The sequence below is a fragment of the Halomicronema sp. CCY15110 genome, from assembly GCF_016888165.1.
GTDB lineage: Bacteria > Cyanobacteriota > Cyanobacteriia > Phormidesmidales > Phormidesmidaceae > Halomicronema.
This window is the reverse complement of sequence record NZ_JACSWC010000394.1, coordinates 25,881-42,269: the sequence shown is the minus strand read 5'-3', so window position 1 is coordinate 42,269 and position 16,389 is coordinate 25,881. Positions and strand designations below refer to the sequence as shown.

Here is a 16,389-nt window from a genome sequence, read left to right as displayed (position 1 = left end):
GGCTGGGTGGCTGGGTGGCTGGGTGGCTGGGTGGCTGGGTGGCTGGGTGGCTGGGTGGCTGGGTCAGTTGCGGGTCTGGAGTCGGTACTTTAATTGCCCGCGCATCGCTTACCCCTACCAAGAGAAGAAACTGGCCTTAGATTTGGAGGTCAAAGGACTGGCAGCCCTGCCTCTGACGATCTTCTATACCTGTCGGACTGACGTTGACACAAGGCGCTGGGAAGTGGCTACCTGGGCTTCTGTGAGGTTTTGTGTGGCGATCGCAGACCTGGTCTGAGCTATCGAAGGCCCAGAGTAAAATCTGGTAGACGGTTGGATTAATTGTTGACGAGGTCGCGATGGAAATCATCGGCATTATTTTGTTGGTTATCTGCGCCATCATGTTTTTCACCCGGCGCAACCAACAGCAAAAGCTGTTCAGTATCAAGCGGGCAAGAGCGGTGACGGCGGCAGAGTTGACCGAGATGGCGGGGGCGATCGCGGACGAAATCGGCGGCGGCAACTGGCGCGACTATGTGAAGCTGTGGGGCCAAGTGACGACAGAAGCGCCTCTACAGTCGGAGCACAAGCAAGCATCCTGCGTGTACTACATTTCCACCGTGACTCGCGAATATGAGGAGAAAACGGAAGAGGGCAAGCTCCAACGTAAAACTGAACAGGTGGCGCGTAATCGCCAATTCACCAAATTTTGGCTGAAGGATGACACCGGCAGCATTTTGGTCAATCCTGACGGCGCTGCCATTGAAACCGTTGAAATCATGGATGAGTTTCGGGAGGAGCGATCGGAGGCGACCCTGGGCTATCGCTACAAAGAGGCCGTGCTGCCAGTAGGGCAGGATGTCTTGGTTTTGGGGGCGGTGAGTGACGCCACCGGCAACGTGGTGATTGGTCAACCCAGCCAAGCCGATCATCAATATGTGATCTCGCTCAAAGATGAGGAGCAGTTGGCGATCGCGACTTCCCGCAATGCTAAAAATATGGGCATCGCGATGTTTGTCATGCTGGGCTTGGGGATAGTTTTACTCATCTGGGGTCTGGTGTCTTAGGGGCGCGTTTAGGGATCGACGGGAAAATAACATCCCGGTAACGGCAGTGCTCGGGTGGCTGGGTGGCTGGGTCAGTTGCGGGTCTGGAGTCGGTACTTTAATTACCCGCGCATCCCTTAGGGACTTGCGCGAAAAAAAGATCCCCATGAACCGAGTTTCGACTTCGCTCAACTCTCGATGCTGGCAGGTTGAGCGAAGTCGAAACCGGATTGAACGGGTACTTTATTTAGTTGCAGTTCCCTTAGCTAACGTCTATGGCCGCAGCCACCCAGATATGACCGCCGCAACCCAGAGTGGCGGCAGTGCTCTCTAATGGCTAAGAAATCTTGGAAATTGAGCAGCCGCGATCGTCTCTTAAGATTAAGTGAAATCGCTGAATCTGCTAGTTCGTTTCCCTTGAAAAAGTCCGTTTTATTACGTAATTGGCCCGTAAATGCTGACCGTTACCGCCCAGATAAACAAGACAGCGCTAATTTTCAGCAAAAAGCTGTGCGATGGCTAAACAGAACCAGTATATTTAACAGGAAATTAAAGACGCGACGGAGAAATCTGGAATGGCAATGTTCTTTTGATGAGGTGCGCGGGAAGTTACGCTATCAAAAGTTGAAGTTCGCTATGGATAAAGCTGTGCCACCTTGCTTCAAGCCTGTGACGGGCGATCGCAAGAGACAGCCGCAAGTGGGCAGACTAATAATGTCTACGTACAAGCGTTGCTTCGCTGGGTTGGTTTTGACCCTAGCCTCTGCTAACCGAGCCCGCCATCCGAGCCAATCTGCCGGATGGACGCACTTCAGCAAGTGTGGCAGATGTCACACTGAGTCAGGGATCTTGCCTTTCATGTTCTGTCGTCTTCTTTCGCCGTATGGCAAACGCTACTGCTTCCACTGTTCCAACTGATTTGACTTCCCCTGTTAAAACCTCACTTAGAATCACTGACATTCTGGGGGTGGCGCTGTTTGACCTCAGCGGATTGCCCCGAGAGTATTTTGTCACCGATGAGAATCCGACGACGGGCTGGGTGCAGATTGTCTTTCAGGCCTTGGGGCTGCGATCGCTGCTGTCTTCATCGTTAGAACTAGAAGGATTTCATCAGATCACAATTAATTTAGAAGCAACCACCGCGATGGTGGTGCGACGTAAAAAGGATTACATTGCTCTGCAGTTTAAGGGCAAGTTGGCGCTGCACAATCCCGCCGATGAAGAACGATTATTAACCCTGATTGCGGCTTTGAACCCTGATAAGCTGCGACAGCATCCCCACTTTAAGGTCTACTAAACGACAAGCTCACAATCCCAGTCCCGATACCTCGCCCACTTACTTACCCATCACCACCGGGATCTGAATTTTTCCGCCCATCCCTATCCCGGACGCCAGGTGCCATGAAAGCTATGGGGCACAACGTGCGGTAAGTGTAGACGGCAGATCGGCGCTTCGGTCAGACGATCGCTGTCATAAATCCAGAGTTCGCTTTGGTGGGCCGCGCCGTCATATACCACCGACAATACCCAACCAGCGGGCGCATCGCCGCCCTGTTTCGGCACATAAATCGGCTCCGAAGGATAGCGATCGGGATCTGCTTCAGTGACGGTCAATTTTTCAGTATCGGGGTCAAATCGTGCGATCGCGCGAAACAGTTCGCCGGTATTGTCTTGTGCCGAAGGCTGAATGGAGAGATAAGTGGGGGCCATGGCCGTGGGCTGATCCTCTGCAAGATGGGGAAATTCGCAGTGATCGGCAATCAGACAGGTTTGCGATCGCACCCGGGCCGTTTGCGGCTCCACACAAATCCGCCAAAATTCACCGTCCGCGACCGTTTTGATCTGTCCTGTCGCAATTTCTTTCAACTGCTGGTTGGTAGCAAAGTCGGGGTAGCGCACCACCTCCAGCACAATGTCGCCGTCCTTATTCACAAACCCTTTGCCAAAGTGCCACTGATACCAGGGATCCACCGCTTCAGAACTAATCACTTCCAACGTCTCGGCATCCACCACCACGAGCTGGGTGCCGTGCTTGGGCTGCCACATCAGCGCATCGCTAAAGCTTTGGAAGCCTAACACCGCTGGCAAGGGATTGAGGCGCACGGGCGGCACACAAAAAACCAGGTAGCGATCGGCCAGTACAAAATCGTGGACCAGGGGAATCCCGTTCAAGGGCACCGATTCTTTTTTCTCAATGTGGCCCTGGGCATCGCTGCGGTAAAGATTCAGCGTCGCATTGGCTCCCGGAACGATGCCAAAGTTAAAAATCTGCCCCGTTTGGGGATGACGCTTGGGATGAGCCGAATAAGGGTCATTATCCCTCAGTTGCCCCAGGGGATGCACGCCCTTCGTTTCTAAGGTGTGCAGGTCGAGGTGATGGGGCCAGCCCCCTTCCCACAGGGCCAGTAGCTTATCGGGCAGGGCAAGGACTGAAGTGTTGCCCGCATTTTTGAGCTGGGCATTCCACCGCTGCCACAGCGGCCCCGGTGCCAGGCTGCCGTAGCCGCTGTAAAGAAACTGCTCGGCCTGTTCTTCTTCGGTAAATCCGGCGGAGCGGACGTAGCGGTAGGTCGCCTGGGCCTGTCCCTCAGCAAAATGCACCGCCAGCACTGCGCCATCGCCATCAAACCAGTGACTCACCCGCTGGCCCTGCCGTTCAAGTCGCCCCGGCCCGTTGCGATAGAGACTGCCGCGCAAGTCGGTAGGAATGTCGCCAGAGAGCACCGTCAGGGGGGTGAGGGGAAATTCTTGGGCCGGTTGGGCGATCGCTTTTGCCCAGGCTTTTTGCTGTGTCGGGAGAGACGGAGCCGCAGTCGTCATAGATTCTGTCTGGAAATGATTTGGAATTCCTTTATTGTGCAAGAAATTGACCGGGGTGTCTGAGGGCAGTCCGCATCGCAGCGGGAGCGGTCATCGACGCCCTGCAAGGAACGTATGGGTGGCGTCATAATGAAGCAGCGATCGCGCCCCTGTCGTCTTTGCTGAGCAGCATGAAGCGGTTTACCGAACTTTTTCAGGCGATCGATGCCACCACTTCGACCAACGCCAAAGTCGAGGCGCTGCGCCAATATTTTGTTGACGAAGAACCCGCCAATGCAGTGTGGGCGCTATATCTGTTGCTGAGCAAAACGCGCCGCCGACTGGTCACCTCCCGCGTGCTGCGCGATGTGTACCTTAGTGTTTCGCACATTCCCGAGTGGCTGTTTAAAGATTGCTACTCTCATGTCGGCGACTCGGCAGAGGTGATTGCCTTGCTGCTGCGCGACACCCCGCTCCAGGGCAAATCGGCGGCAGATATTCCCCTGCATCAGTGGATGGAGCAAGTTATTCCCCGGGTGAAGGCGGCAGCGACGGATGAGGAACGACACGAGCTGATTGTGTCGTGGTGGCGATCGCTCGACGATTTTGAAATTTTTGTGCTGAACAAAGTGCTGACCGGGGCCTTTCGGGTTGGCGCATCGAGCAAGTTGGTGATCAAGGGATTGTCGAAGGCGTCGGACATTCCCGAAGCGGTGCTGGCCCATCGCCTGATGGGTGACTTTGAGCCGACGGTGGCATTTTACGAAAATCTGCTCAGCGCAGAGGCGATTGAAACGGCTCCCAGCCAGCCCTATCCCTTTTTCCTCGCGTCTCAAATCGATGAGGCCAAATTTCGTGACGAGGACATGGCGCAGTGGCTGGCAGAGTGGAAGTGGGACGGCATTCGGGCGCAAGTAATCAAACGGGCAGATGAGGTATTCATCTGGTCGCGGGGGGAAGATTTGATCACCGAGCAGTTCCCGGAAATGGTCGAGGCGTTGCAAGCCTTTCCCAACGGCCATGTGCTGGATGGCGAAATTCTCTGCTGGGAGGGCGATCGCCCCCTCACCTTCAATCATTTGCAAAAGCGCCTGGGCCGCAAGCGCGTCACCAAAAAGGTGATGGCCGACAGTCCCGTCCGCTTCATCGCCTACGACCTGCTGGAACATGCGGGCAACGACATTCGCGAAAAGGCGCTGCGCGATCGCAAAACGCTGCTGTTCGAGCTGCTCCAAGCTCATCCTGACGAGCGGGTGGGTCGGTCAGTGCCGGTAGAATTTCAATCGTTTGCTGATCTGGAGGCCATGCGATCGCGATCGCGGGATCAAGGCGCGGAAGGGCTGGTCATCAAAGCCTGGGAGAGTCCCTATTTGGTGGGTCGCAAACGGGGCTACTGGTGGAAGTACAAAGTTGACCCGATGACCCTGGATGCAGTGTTGATCTATGCCCAAGCCGGGAGTGGCAAACGCGCCAACCTCTTTACCGACTACACCTTTGCGCTATGGCAAGGCGAAGAACTGGTGCCCTTTACCAAAGCCTACTCCGGCTTGGACAACGCCGAAATCGAACAGCTCGACAAGTGGATTCGCCGTCATACGGTCGAGCGCTTTGGCCCGGTGCGATCGGTGGAACCCACCCACGTGTTTGAAATTGGCTTTGAGGGCATCGCCGAATCAAAACGCCACAAATCTGGCATTTCCGTGCGCTTTCCCCGCATTCTGCGCTGGCGCGACGACAAACCCGTCGCCGAAGCCGACACCCTCGACAACGCCAAAGCCCTGCTCCAGCAGTATCAATCCTAAAAACTGTAGACCATAAAAGCAGGCGTGATGTCCTCGCGTACTGCTGGAGCGTGACCCCTAACCATTACGGCGGCGATGGCCTGACCGTCCTAGCCCAGCGCCGCCGCTCTATGCCCCTGATCGCTGCCAACCCCGAGCGCGGACCAACTAAACTGCAAATTTCTATCGCAGGACGCTTCATGCCTTGCCCTTCATCCCCGACAATGCAATCAAGCCGAGCGCTGAATGCCGTGCATATCTGCGCCTGCCCCCTGTCAAAAAAGGATGCCTTATGACTGTTTCCCGTTGGTTTAAACCCTTTTTGCCGCTAATGTTAGTGACCATGCTAGTGGTCACCGGCTGTAGCTCCGCCCCCTCAAAATATGACCAGGTGCAAGATGACACGACGGGGTTTAATGCACCCGCCGCCGTCGAAAAGGGCGCTGAGCAGGGCAGCCAGTTCAATCAATTTTTTCCCACCTCCGAGGGTGATTTCAAAGTCGTTCCCTCCCAGGAAAAGAAAGGGTTTGCTGAATATAAGCTCAAGCGCGATGGGGCGACCCTGGCGATGCTGACGATTAACGACACTATCAGCCTGCCCGCTGCCGCTAAAAAGTATGAAGATGCCACCGAGTCTTTGGCGGGTTTTCCCTTGGTGGAACAGGGCACTACCGCCACGGGACTCTTGGTGAATGGTCGCTATCAGGTCAAGGTGCTCTCCCGCAGTGACGGCTTTACCGCCAGCGATCGCGCTACCTGGCTCGAAAAGTTTGACCTCGACGGTCTGGCAGAGCTCGAAGCAAATACGAAAGCCTTTCGTCGCGTGCAGAAAAAGCGGGCAACCGCCGCCGAGAAAGCCGCGACCCCGTCAGCGCCTGCTCAGCAGTCAGCTGGGGTAACCAACTCGGCAGCCACAGATATCCCCAAAGCGACGACAGACCCGACAGCCCCCACCGCCGCCAGCCCCAAGACCCCAATCACCAAGCCTGTCACCGCGCCCTCACCGCGATCGGCCCCTGCTCCGGTGGAGCCCGTGCCCGCATCTCCCGCCGTCAAGCCTACCCCCATACCGGAAGAAGCCGCCACCGCCACGCCGGAGTCATCGGCTCCCGACGCAACGGCAGAAACGGAGTCGGCCAATTCATCGACTCCAGAGACGGCTGCACCAACAACGGGGTCAAACTCAACCCTTGAAACCTCACCGTTTTTAGTGCCGACGCCCGCGAGCTAAGTTGCGACTCAAGCGAGTTCTACCCGTTCTAGCCACATTGAACCCTGATTTTTAGGAGCGTCCCATGAGCGTCAAAATTTACGAAAAAGTGGATAAGTTACCGACCGGCGGGCTGACCGTGCGGGCGTTGAAGACTTTGGATACGTTTGTGCCTGGCCAGTGGGACAACCTGGTAGGCTTTGACCACAGCATCAAAACCATCACGAGGGAAACGGACGAGGCGATGGTGCAGGCCATTGGGGAACGCGCGATCGCCCTCTTTAACGACAAATCCCAGGGCTACCAGCGAGCGCTATGGCTGTATGAATCCGTCGATTCCGCTTCTGGCATGTTGGGCGCGGCCGCCCTGGCCAACCGCATCGGTCAAGATACGTTTCTGGGCTTTTTGAAGAACATCACCCCCAAACCCGAAAAGGCGCAAACCATTGACCTCTCCGTGAAGCTGGTCACGGAAGTCGTCGCCTTTTGCCACATCAACGGCATTCCCGGCGACAGCCTGGGCGACTTTCTTTCCGCCCTCGGCGACTACAGCAGCGAATCGCTGATGCGCATGGCGGCCCTGGTGTCCTTTGACGGCGTGATTCCCCTCGGGGCAGATTTCAGCGTCAAAGCCCTCAACGCGATTAAAAATCTCGGGCCGGATGAGCTGGAGAAAAATAACACCTTCAAAGGCGTGAAAAAGGAAATTCCGGGCAAAGATGCCAAGGGCAAGCTCTCCTTCATTACCGAGAGTTTTGAATCGACTCAGGGCTGGATGGATAACTTTGTCAGCGACCAGAACATTACCCAGAGCGGTTTGGTAGACAAGCTGGCGGGCTTTATGGAAGGTTCTAAAACCAAGCTCGACTACTTGGGGGCCTTTCTCGATGTGTCAGTTCACTATTACGAACACACCGGGGTGCAGACGCTGGCTCGGCGCTTAATTGAACGCGCCGTGGCGGAACTTTAGGGAGACCGCAGTCTATCCCTCCCATCACTAACGCCCTCTCTGGTGACATCCCAGGAGGGCGTGGTTGTTGCTGGCGCTGATCGCTTGGTAGGAGTGATTCGTTTTACTGGAAGTTGACGATGCGCGCAAAGCCTTCAGCCTGCAAGCTCGCGCCGCCCACCAACACGCCGTCGATTTCAGACTGCGCCATGATTTCGTCGATATTGCCCGGTTTCACCGACCCGCCGTATTGAATCGGCACATCCTGGTTGGTGAGCTGGGCGCGAATGGCACCGATCACTTTGTTCGCGTCAGCAGCTTCGCAAGTGTCGCCCGTGCCGATCGCCCAAATCGGCTCGTAGGCAATGACTAAATTGCTCTGATCAACATCGACCAAATCTTTGCTGATTTGGGCCGCAATCACGCTGTCAGTTTCACCTGCGTCGCGCTGCTGTTTGGTCTCGCCCACACACAAAATGGGGGTCAAGCCATGACGTTGGGCCGCCAGTAGGCGCTGATTAACGGTTTCGTCCGTTTCGCCAAAATATTGCCGCCGTTCGCTGTGGCCGACGATGACGTAACGCACGCTGACTTCGCTCAGCATGTCGCCGGAAATTTCCCCGGTGAAAGCGCCTTCGTCTGCCCAGTGAATATTCTGAGCGCCCAGCTTAACCCGACCCCCATGTAAATTTTTGGAGAGGGTGCTCAGGGTAGTAAAAGGCACACAGAGTACCGTTTCGTGATCGTCAGGGGTCTCTGTCAAGTAGTTCAAAAACTCTTGGAGAAACGTCAGCGCGTCTCCTTGAGTTTTATGCATTTTCCAGTTTCCGGCTATGACAATCTTACGCACAGGTCGTCCAACTCACGTTCTTTACAGTGTTTCGCATCACTGCATCGTACTCGGAAAAGGTGGCTTGAATCAAATACCGGTCACGGTTTTGCCGCGTAGGGGCCGTGCTTGGGGAACGGGCTCCTAAACGTGATTCAAGGCTATCGGGGCTGGGTGGGTAAAACCAGCTGTTGCTCATCCTCATGCTTTGGCAAATAACCGGACTGGGGCGGGCCACCGAAGAAGCGATCGCTGAGTTGCTTCACCACAATGTACAAAATGGGCACCACAAACAAGCTCAGAAAAGTGGCCACAAACATGCCGCCAAAGACGGCGGTGCCCAAGGATTGACGGCTCCCGGCCCCCGCCCCCGTGGCAATCACCAGGGGAAAGATGCTGCTCAGGGTCGAAATCGCTGTCATCAGAATGGGGCGCATCCGTTGTTCGGCGGCTTCAAAGGCCGATTTCACAATCGGTAGCCCCTGATCGCGCAGTTGGTTGGCAAATTCCACAATCAGGATGGAGTTTTTGCTGGCGAGGCCAATCAGCATCACCAACCCGATCTGGCAGTACACGTCGTTGGGCAAGCCCCGCAGGGTTTGCGCCAACAGCGCCCCGAGCACCGCCAACGGCACCGCAAACAGAATCACCACCGGGTCGATAAAGCTCTCATACTGAGCCGCGAGCACCAGGAAGACAAACACCAAACCCAGGCCAAAGATGATCGGCGCTTGGTTGCCCGACTCGATTTCTTCTAGCGACGTGCCCGACCATTCGTAGCCCATGCTGGGCGGTAAAACCTGGGCTGATAATTCCTCCATCGTGCCGAGGGCAACGCCAGAACTAACCCCCGGTGCGGGACTGCCCGTGATTTCGATCGCCCGATAGAGGTTGTAGTGGTTGATCGTTTGCGCACCCGTGTTGGGGGTGAGGGTGATCAGATTACCCAGGGAAATCATTTCATCACGGCCAGAACGCACATACAGCTTGGCAATATCATCGGGTGCAGCCCGGAACTGCTGGTCGGCCTGCACGTAGACCCGATAGGTGCGCTGCCCCAGTGTGAAATCGCTCACATAGCGGGAGCCAATATAGGTTTGCAGCGTGCTGAATATATCGTCAATATCCACATCCAGGGCTTTAGCGCGATCGCGATTCACATCAATCAATAACTGCGGCGTCGCGGCAGAGTAGGTACTGAAAACATTTTGCAGATTGGGATCCTGGTTCGCGGCCCCGAGCATCGCCCCCATATTTTCCACCAGTTCATTCAGGGTCAGATTGCCCTGGCGGTCTTGCAGTTGGTATTGAAATCCCCCAAACTGCCCCAAGCCCTGAATAGCTGGAGGATTCACCGGAAACACCCGCGCCTCCGTAATTTGGGAAAACTTGCCAAATAGTTGGCCAATCAACGCCTGTACCGATTCCCCCGGTCCCCGTTCCGACCAGGGTTCCAATGTGGTGAATACGACCCCGGTGTTGGACGTGCTGCCAGAAAAGCTGAAACCGCCGACGGCAAAGGTGGCCCGTACGCCGGGCAGAGCCAGAATGTCTTCTTCGACCTGGCTCATCACGTCGCTAGTGTAGCTGAGGGAGACGCCCTCTGGCCCCTGCACGATGGTAATGAAGTAACCCTGGTCTTCCTCTGGCAAAAAGGCCGAAGGTACGGACTGATAGAGCCACCCGGTAATCACCAGCAGAGCAACAAACCCAGCCAACACTAAAGGTTTCACGGCATTCAACAATTCCAGCGTGCCGCGATAGCTCCGTCGCAGTCCGTCTAAAAAGTGGTTGAACCGTCGGAAGAAGGCACCGAGCCAGCCCCCCATCGGCGGTTTTTGCCGCAGCAGCAGTCCCGCCAGGGTCGGAGTCAGGGTCAGGGCGTTAAAAGTAGACAGGGCGATCGCAAAGGCGATCGTCAGCGCAAACTGCCGATACAGCGCCCCCGTCGTGCCCGGAAAAAAGGCCACGGGAATAAACACCGCCATCAGCACCAGCGAGGTGGCAATCACCGCGCCGGTGAGTTCCTGCATGGCGGCGATCGCCGCTCTAGTGGGCGGCATGCCCTGGTCTTGAATTTTGCGGGCGATATCCTCAACGACGACGATCGCGTCATCCACCACCATGCCCGTCGCCAGGGTCAGGCCAAACAGCGTCAGACTGTTGATGGAAAAGCCAAAGATTTTGACAATGGCGAAGGTGCCGATCAGCGCTACGGGAATGGTCACCGCCGGAATGATCGTGGTGCGCCAGTCTTGTAAAAAGACGAAAATTACCAGCACGACCAGCGCCACGGCCTGCACCAACGTCCACACCACCTCGGTCATGGACTGTTCTACATAGTCAGTGGTATCGAAGCCGATACCGTATTCCATCCCCGGCGGAAACTGCTCCGCCAACCGCGCCATCTCCGCCTTGACTCCTTGCGCCACTTCCAAGGCATTACTGCCCGGCAGCTGATAAATCCCTAGACCGATCGCCTCTTGCCCCCGAAATCGCAGGAACGTGCTGTAGTTTTCGGCCCCGAGTTCGACCCGCCCCACATCGCTAAACTTCACCAGTTCGCCGTTGTCGCCCGTTTTGATAATGAGATTTTCAAATTCACCAATGTCTTGAAAGCGACCAATGGCCCGCAGGTCGATCTGATATTGCTGGGCTTCATCTGCGGGCGGTTGGCCCAGCTGTCCGGCACCGACCTGCACATTTTGCTCACGCAAGGCATCGATCACATCCTGAGCGGTCAGGTTGCGACTCGCCAGCTGTTGCGGGTTGAGCCACAGTCGCACAGCGTAAGTCCGTTCGCCAAAGATCACCACGTTGCCGACGCCTTTAATCCGACGCAGCGCATCAGTGATGTACAAGTCAGCGTAGTTGCTGAGGAAAATGTCGTCGTAGGTGTCGTCCGGCGTGTACACACTCATCGCCAGCAGAATATTGCTACTCTCTTTGCTGACGGTGACGCCAGTTTGCAGCACAGTTTCGGGCAGTTGCGGTTCCGCCAGTGACACCCGATTTTGCACATCGACCGCCGCAATATCTTTATCTCGACCGGACTCAAAAGTCGCTGTAATGGAACTAGTGCCGCTGTTGCTGCTGCTCGAAGTCATGTAGCGCAGCCCTTCGACCCCGTTGATTTCGCGCTCGAGGATGTTCGTGACGGTCTTCTCCACTGTTTCGGCGTCGGCCCCGATGTAATTGGCCTGCACGCTGATTTGGGTGGGGGCGATATCCGGGAACTGGGCGATGGGCAGGGTGGGAATACTGATTGCCCCCACCAGCAGCAAAATGATCGCGCACACCGCGGCAAAAACCGGACGCTTGATGAAGAAGTTGACGAACATGGAGTGTTCCTTAACGACGGGATGCGATCGCGCAAAACCAAATAATTAACTGACTAGGACGCCGGGCCAGATGACTCATCAGCGGGCGGCCCTTCAGTCTCTGACTGGGGCAAGATGGGAGTGCCGTCTTGCAGATTCAAAATACCGGAAACCACAATGGTCTGCCCGGCCTCTAAACCGCTCAAAACTTCGTAATTGTTGCCCTGCAGTTCGCCTAGCTGTACGGGGCGAAGACGTGCAACTTGCTCCGGCGCGGGCATGCCCGGTGGCATGGCGTTGGGCGGCGGCAGTTCTTCTTCGGTACCGGCGTCAGCGACATAAACAAAGGTTTGTCCGCCCAGGCGGGTAATGGCGGCAGTCGGCACTAACACCCCAGTGGTCTCAGACCAAACGATGCGAGCTTCGACTTTTTGCGCATCTTGCAGTCGTCCCTGCGGATTCTCAAAGCGAGCTTTGACGAGCACCGTTTGCGTATCCGGATCCGTGCTCGGGGAAATAAAACTGATGCCGCCGGTGGCGAGTTTGTTTTCCCCCTCCACCGACAACAGTTCCACCGGCAGCCCTAGTTCTAAGCGATTGCGCTGCTCAATTGGGATCTGCAAATCAAGCTCTAGGGCCGCGTTTTCAGTAATGTTGGTAATGACGGTATTGGTGCTGACAAAGTCGCCGAGTTTGATGTTCAAATTACCGACGGTGCCAGCGATCGGAGCGGTCACAGTACGATCTTGCAAGCTCTGCTGCGCCGCCGCCTGATTGGCCTGAGCCTGGGCCAGACTGGCTTCCGCTTGATTCAAATTGGCTTGGGCAGCGGCGATTTCGTCTCGGGCCGAGGCTAGGGTCGCCTGCGCCACCTCTAAATCTCGGCGGGCCAAATCTAACGCTTGCTGAGACTGCGCGCCTTGGGAGACCAACTGCTCTGTTCGATTAAATTCGGCTTCTTGGAGGGCGAGTTCCGCTTCCAATTCGGCGCGGCGCGCTAAGAGGGCTTGCAATGAAGCCGCCGCTGCCTGCCGCGCCGACTCTGCTGCCGCTGCGTTTGCTGTGGCCGCGTTGGCCTCGGCCTGGGTGCGATCGGGACTAATGAGGACGATGGGCTGACCAGGATTGACGCGATCGCCCGCGCTCACATACACCTGGGTCACCCGACCAGAGACCTCTGGCTGCAGCACCACCCCAGTTTGGGCCTCTAAGCTGCCCAAAAACTCCGAAGCATCTTGCACATTTCCGGTCTGCACGGGCTCCAGCTGCACGGTGACGCCGGGGGGCATGCCCATGCCGCCCTGGCCACGAGCCCCCATAAATCGCCAGACCAAGAAGCCGCCAGCCAACAGCAAAATTCCGATGCCCCCAGCGATGAGCCAACGCCCCACGCCAAGACGGCGATCGCTGGCCGCACTCGTCAGCATGGGCTTTTCAGAAGAAGGTAGATTGGGCGCAGTCATCGCCGAGACCCCAAAATTGAACTGAACCGTTTAGGCAATTCGATTATCATAATGCAACTTAATAATTTTGTCGGTACTCTCCGAACGCATACATCGGTACTCTCCGAACGCATAACCGAGGGCGATTAAATCCCTTACAAAAGTGGGCGATCACCAAGGCGATCGGTAACTATCGAAAGGCAGATTTCTGGACCATTCATTCAAGACAAGGGAGCAGGGGCGGTAGTCACATCCTGCCCAACAGAGACAGGACGGTCAGCGATCGCCCACCCTTCACTCGGTTTGCTCCCTCACTTGGCAAATATCTGTGGCCCCATGCGAGGTCGCTTCGTCACAGCCGCGCTTTCACAAACGTTTCGAGGCGATTCATTCCTTCTTCCAGGGTGGCCATGTCGCTGGCATAAGAGATGCGCACCGTACCGTCTTTGCCAAATGCCTTGCCTGGAATCATGGCCACCTGTTGCTCTTGCAGCAAAGTTTCACAAAACTCGATCGACGGCAGGTGCAAGCTCTCGATATCGACATACAGATAAAACGCCCCATTGGGTTTAGTCGCCTTGAGGCCCGCAATGCGGTTTACCCGGTCAAAGATAAAAGCGCGTCGCTCGGCAAATGCCCGGCGCATGTTTTCGACACAGTCTTGGGGGGACGTGAGGGCTGTGATCGCGCCATATTGCGCAAAGGTGCAGACGTTGGAGGTGCTTTGGCCCTGCAAAATGCTCATGGCTTTGATCAAGGGCTGCGGCCCTGCCAGATAACCGACACGCCACCCCGTCATGGAATAAGCCTTGGCAAAGCCGTTGCTGATAATCGTCCGCTCAAACACTGCTGGACTCACCGCTCCAATGCTCAGATGTTGGGCGTCGTCATATAAAATCTTTTCGTAGATTTCATCAGAAACGACATAAATGTCAGTTTCCAACACGACTGCCGCCAACGCCCGAATCTCTGCCGGAGTGTAGACCGTGCCCGTTGGATTGGACGGTGAATTTAAGACAAATAACTTGGTTTTGTCCGTGATGGCCGCCCGCAACTGCGCCGGCGTAATCTTATAGTCACTTTCAGGGGTGGTCTGCACAATGATCGGCGTCCCCCCCGCCAGCTTGACCATCTCCGGATAGCTCACCCAATAAGGGGCCGGAATGATCACTTCATCCCCCGGCTCGATCGCCACCATCATGAGGCCATAGAGCGAATGTTTGCCACCGTTGGTGACGATGACGTTATCGGCCTGGTAGTCGAGATGGTTATCAGTTCTCAGTTTTTGCGCGATCGCCTCGCGCAGGGCGGGTTCTCCGGCGGCGGGGCCGTAGCGAGTCTTACCTTCATCCAGAGCGCGCTTAGCCGCTTCCTTAATATGGGCCGGAGTGTCAAAATCCGGCTCCCCCGCGCTAAAGCTGCAAACATCGATGCCCTCACTTTTCATGGCCTTGGCCTTGGCGGAAATTGCCAGGGTCATTGACGGGGTGACTTGCTGAATTCTGTTGGCCAATTCCATGTCTGAATCCGTTATTCGGCTCGGTGCTCAAAAATGACAATTAGCTCTTAAGCGTAACTCGAATTTTGGCTGGGTGCTGCCCCCCTCTCGCATTTCTTTGCCCCGCCCAAAAACTTGCTGATGGGCGCGATCGCGCCCCCATCTTGTTGATGCGAATCCAGCCCCTCGCAGCGCCCCAGCCCCCGTACACAGATCATTCCCACACCTTTGCCGTTGTTAAGACAGATGAAGCCAGCGCGCTGATCAGTCATCGAAATTCAACGATTGCGAGATAAAGTTGATAAAATCTGACACTGCGTTATCGACTTTGGCAAATTGCATCGGTAGCCCCCGGCATCGCAGTAAGATTAAAGTCAATCTGATAGCAACCCGCATCCCCGAATGGCACCACGCAAACTTTCTGACGCTGATAAACGACAAATCACAAGCATCTATTGCCAACCGGGAGAAACGACCTCGACCTTAGCAAGCAAGTTTGGCATCAGCAGCAGCACCGTCAGCCGGGTGTTGAAGCAAGTTCTCCCCGATGAGGAGTATGCCAAACTCATGAAATGGAAGCGAAGCGGTGAACGGGGCCGCTTTCCGCTGGCGAGTAGTCCCGTGGTTGAACAGTTGGAAGCCGAAACCTACACCTCGGACGCCGCTGACGATCATCAAGCAGATGCCGCTGACCAGGCGACACCGTCGGCCCCTGACGCCCCCGCTGAGGATGTCGAGACGGCGGCAGAACCCGACGCCACTCCTGAGCCGATCGCCTCTGCCACACCCACCAAAGAACGTCCCACCCGGCGATCTCGGCAGCGACAGTCAACGTCGGCGAGTGGCGACAGCGACGCGGTACAGCCAGAAGCCGCCGCCACCGACGCTGAAGCGGCTGATGATGACTCAGAAACAACCAAGCCAAAAACGATTCCTGCCCCCCGCCGGTTAACCTCCCCCCCCACCGACGTTGGCGAAAACGAAGATCAAGAAGTCGCCGCCTGGGTCTCCGAAGGATTGGCCGACTCTGAAGATTATGACGAAGAGTCTGATGAGGACTGGGATGACGAAACTTGGGAGGAGGATGACGACACCGACGAAGCCGAGCCCTACAGCGCTCCACGCGAATCGGAGTTGACGATTCATTCCTTTGATAGCTTCTCACTCACTAAGCCTTGTTACCTAGTGGTCGATCGCATGGCAGAACTGATCACCTGCCCGCTCAAAGACTTCTCGGAACTCGGAGTGATTCCCCCTGATGAAGAGCAAGCTCGGACGCTGCCAGTTTTTGACAATCATCGCGTGGCCCGCCGCTTTGCCCGCCGCAATCAACGCATTATCAAAGTGCCCGATGCACTCATGCTGAACAAAACTCAAGGGTATCTAGAAGCGAAGGGCATTACCCGAATTCTGTTCGAAGGCGAAGTGTATGCCTTGAGCGCCAACTAAGCCCACGCTTTGCCGCGTTTGCCAGGGGCGGCCAAGGAGCGGTGAATAGAAAAAAGTGGCGGCGGAATCTAAAGACAGCAAGACTGC

At 56.1% G+C, this 16,389-nt stretch carries 11 protein-coding genes and 1 pseudogene; 7 read left to right on the top strand and 5 right to left on the bottom strand.

Annotated elements, in window-relative coordinates:
- From JUK32_RS19990 to JUK32_RS19980, 3 genes and pseudogenes are all read left to right on the top strand, one after another.
- Positions 1 to 277 (top strand): annotated as a pseudogene (locus JUK32_RS19990) (hypothetical protein); the annotation flags it as partial.
- Between the two features lie 61 nt (positions 278 to 338).
- On the top strand, positions 339 to 1,046 hold the full coding sequence (locus tag JUK32_RS19985; protein ID WP_204140625.1) for an E3 ubiquitin ligase family protein: 708 nt from the start codon (positions 339 to 341) through the stop codon (positions 1,044 to 1,046).
- Positions 1,047 to 1,908: 862 nt separating this feature from the next.
- Positions 1,909 to 2,322, top strand: a complete 414-nt coding sequence (locus JUK32_RS19980; RefSeq protein WP_204140624.1) for a hypothetical protein — start codon at positions 1,909 to 1,911, stop codon at positions 2,320 to 2,322.
- An 83-nt stretch (positions 2,323 to 2,405) separates the two neighbouring features.
- Here JUK32_RS19980 and JUK32_RS19975 read toward each other — a convergent pair whose 3' ends face one another.
- On the bottom strand, positions 2,406 to 3,845 hold the full coding sequence (locus JUK32_RS19975; RefSeq protein WP_204140623.1) for a carotenoid oxygenase family protein: 1,440 nt from the start codon (positions 3,843 to 3,845) through the stop codon (positions 2,406 to 2,408).
- A gap of 170 nt (positions 3,846 to 4,015) precedes the next feature.
- On the opposite strand from JUK32_RS19975, the gene JUK32_RS19970 reads away from it, so the two are divergent.
- From JUK32_RS19970 to JUK32_RS19960, 3 genes are all read left to right on the top strand, one after another.
- The gene (locus JUK32_RS19970; RefSeq protein WP_204140622.1) at positions 4,016 to 5,626 is read left to right on the top strand and encodes an ATP-dependent DNA ligase; all 1,611 of its coding nucleotides are present in this window, start codon (positions 4,016 to 4,018) and stop codon (positions 5,624 to 5,626) included.
- A gap of 271 nt (positions 5,627 to 5,897) precedes the next feature.
- Entirely contained in the window at positions 5,898 to 6,836 is a 939-nt protein-coding gene (locus JUK32_RS27710; RefSeq protein WP_239112884.1) for a hypothetical protein, read from the top strand.
- A 64-nt stretch (positions 6,837 to 6,900) separates the two neighbouring features.
- On the top strand, positions 6,901 to 7,785 hold the full coding sequence (locus JUK32_RS19960) for a hypothetical protein (RefSeq protein WP_204140621.1): 885 nt from the start codon (positions 6,901 to 6,903) through the stop codon (positions 7,783 to 7,785).
- A gap of 103 nt (positions 7,786 to 7,888) precedes the next feature.
- Here JUK32_RS19960 and tpiA read toward each other — a convergent pair whose 3' ends face one another.
- The 4 genes from tpiA to JUK32_RS19940 all read right to left on the bottom strand — a co-directional run bounded on the left by tpiA (position 7,889) and on the right by JUK32_RS19940 (position 14,874).
- Positions 7,889 to 8,614 (bottom strand): triose-phosphate isomerase, encoded by a 726-nt coding sequence (gene tpiA / locus JUK32_RS19955; RefSeq protein WP_204140620.1) that lies wholly within the window; start codon positions 8,612 to 8,614, stop codon positions 7,889 to 7,891.
- A gap of 140 nt (positions 8,615 to 8,754) precedes the next feature.
- Positions 8,755 to 11,934, bottom strand: a complete 3,180-nt coding sequence (locus JUK32_RS19950) for an efflux RND transporter permease subunit (RefSeq protein ID WP_204140619.1) — start codon at positions 11,932 to 11,934, stop codon at positions 8,755 to 8,757.
- Positions 11,935 to 11,987: 53 nt separating this feature from the next.
- Positions 11,988 to 13,340, bottom strand: a complete 1,353-nt coding sequence (locus JUK32_RS19945) for an efflux RND transporter periplasmic adaptor subunit (RefSeq protein WP_239112882.1) — start codon at positions 13,338 to 13,340, stop codon at positions 11,988 to 11,990.
- A 367-nt stretch (positions 13,341 to 13,707) separates the two neighbouring features.
- A complete protein-coding gene (locus JUK32_RS19940) occupies positions 13,708 to 14,874 on the bottom strand; it encodes a pyridoxal phosphate-dependent aminotransferase (RefSeq protein ID WP_204140617.1) in 1,167 nt (388 codons plus the stop codon).
- A gap of 381 nt (positions 14,875 to 15,255) precedes the next feature.
- Here JUK32_RS19940 and JUK32_RS19935 point away from each other — a divergent pair, with 381 nt between their 5' ends.
- Positions 15,256 to 16,302 (top strand): hypothetical protein, encoded by a 1,047-nt coding sequence (locus JUK32_RS19935; RefSeq protein WP_204140616.1) that lies wholly within the window; start codon positions 15,256 to 15,258, stop codon positions 16,300 to 16,302.
- The last annotated feature ends 87 nt before the right edge of the window (positions 16,303 to 16,389 follow it).

Excerpts from the sequence above, each read along its gene's own strand:
- JUK32_RS19985 (WP_204140625.1), top strand. The coding sequence starts at position 339 with ATGGAAATCATCGGCATTATTTTGTTGGTTATCTGCGCCATCATGTTT.
- JUK32_RS19980 (WP_204140624.1), top strand. The coding sequence starts at position 1,909 with ATGGCAAACGCTACTGCTTCCACTGTTCCAACTGATTTGACTTCCCCT.
- JUK32_RS19975 (WP_204140623.1), bottom strand. The coding sequence starts at position 3,845 with ATGACGACTGCGGCTCCGTCTCTCCCGACACAGCAAAAAGCCTGGGCA.
- JUK32_RS19970 (WP_204140622.1), top strand. The coding sequence starts at position 4,016 with ATGAAGCGGTTTACCGAACTTTTTCAGGCGATCGATGCCACCACTTCG.
- JUK32_RS27710 (WP_239112884.1), top strand. The coding sequence starts at position 5,898 with ATGACTGTTTCCCGTTGGTTTAAACCCTTTTTGCCGCTAATGTTAGTG.
- JUK32_RS19960 (WP_204140621.1), top strand. The coding sequence starts at position 6,901 with ATGAGCGTCAAAATTTACGAAAAAGTGGATAAGTTACCGACCGGCGGG.
- JUK32_RS19950 (WP_204140619.1), bottom strand. The coding sequence starts at position 11,934 with ATGTTCGTCAACTTCTTCATCAAGCGTCCGGTTTTTGCCGCGGTGTGC.
- JUK32_RS19945 (WP_239112882.1), bottom strand. The coding sequence starts at position 13,340 with ATGCTGACGAGTGCGGCCAGCGATCGCCGTCTTGGCGTGGGGCGTTGG.
- JUK32_RS19940 (WP_204140617.1), bottom strand. The coding sequence starts at position 14,874 with ATGGAATTGGCCAACAGAATTCAGCAAGTCACCCCGTCAATGACCCTG.
- JUK32_RS19935 (WP_204140616.1), top strand. The coding sequence starts at position 15,256 with ATGGCACCACGCAAACTTTCTGACGCTGATAAACGACAAATCACAAGC.